We start from the raw sequence: 1520 nt of genomic DNA on the forward strand, positions 1-1520 counted from the left end.
AATCATTTTGATTTTAGCGAATAAAAACAACATAAAATAATAGAGTTTCAAAAAAATAGCCCTCCACCAGACCTTTTTTGGTCAGATGGAGGGCTATTTTTTTCATGTTTTGACAAGCTGCGGTGAGATAAGCCTGCATTTGGACAGACTTCAGCCCTCGAAATCGAGCATATCGATAGCCATGTAGTTCTTTGGCGTCTGCAAAGCTTCGCTCTATAGTTGAACAGCGTACTTTGTACAACTTTTTCCCTGTAACTGTTAGTTTGTTTTTTCTAGCGATATCCTTATATTTCTCCCATATATGATGAGTGATAACTTTTTGTTTTTGTTTCTTTGAAAAACATACCTCACGTAGCGGACAAACAGCGCAGTCTTCTGGCTTCGATTTATATTGACGATATCCTTCACGATCCGTTGTCGCATACTCTAAAATACACCCCATCGGACAAGCGAATGCATTCATTTCTTCTACATATTTAAATTGGCTTTTTGGTACTTCTTTATTTCTTTTTCCAAATCGGCGATACCCCATCACCATAAATATATTTCTCTCCGATAATTTCTTACAGATATAGCTCGTAAAATAGCCTGCATCAAGAGCTACAGCTTCTACTTTGAACCCGAATTTATCAATTTGAGCTTGGAGGCGTGCTAAATATGGCTCGGAATCTGCCATATTTCCAGCCGTTACATAGGTATCTGTAATAATATTGTACTTCGCATCAGTCGTACGATGGTCTAAGAAATGAAAACCGTTCGGTTTTCCATCTCTCATTAAAAATCCACTATCTGGATCCGTTGTACTTATACGAGTTTTTTTGGTAGGGGTATCACTTTCCTCTCTAGGTTTTAATTCTTTTTTCCATGTACCTTACGATCTTCGATTACCGCAGCTTCTAGCTCATCTATATAAAACTTTGCTTTTTCTTTTTTATATTTATGTACAAATTTATTTTTATTGGCATTGGCCTTAATGTGCGTAGAATCTGTCATTAGCGCACGTCCTCCCACCATCTGGTGCTCTGTCGCTTGCCTCACGATCTCATCAAAAATTTCTTCGAAAATATTTGTATGAATAAAGCGGGTACGGCGATTCCAACTGATTGTAGAATGATCTGGAATAGTATCTGATAGAGAAAATCCTAAAAACCAACGGTAGGCGATATTCGTTTTAATCTCTTTTTCCAATTGACGCTCCGAACGAATACCGTAAAAATATCCAATAAACATCATTTTAAATAAAACGATAGGATGGATTGACGGACGTCCATTGTTTTCACAGTAATAAGGGCGTAATTTCTCTTCAATAAAATCAAAACTAATTGTCGCTTCAATCGCACGAAGGAAATGATCTTGTGGAACCAACTCTTCTACAGAAACAGATACACGTTCATCACGATGATTTTTTAAAGCACCCATCATAAAAACTCTCTCCTTTTCCTCTTTTTTATCAGTGTTGACACATAAAAAGAGGTTCAGACACAAAAACAGGCTGTGGAGAAGACTTTCTCCACAGCCTG

General features: G+C 37.3%; 1 protein-coding gene. It reads right to left on the bottom strand.

Annotated elements, in window-relative coordinates; translation table 11 throughout:
- Window positions 1–13: 13 nt before the first annotated feature.
- Window positions 14–1422 (bottom strand): IS1182 family transposase gene (locus tag DN400_RS28935; RefSeq protein WP_098212047.1). Its coding sequence is split into 2 segments (ribosomal slippage): window positions 14–861 and window positions 861–1422, totalling 1410 coding nucleotides; the frame shifts between segments, so codons are not numbered across the junction.
- Window positions 1423–1520 lie beyond the last annotated feature (98 nt).

Source organism: Bacillus sp. AR8-1 (genome assembly GCF_008042345.1).
Lineage (GTDB): Bacteria > Bacillota > Bacilli > Bacillales > Bacillaceae_G > Bacillus_A > Bacillus_A cereus.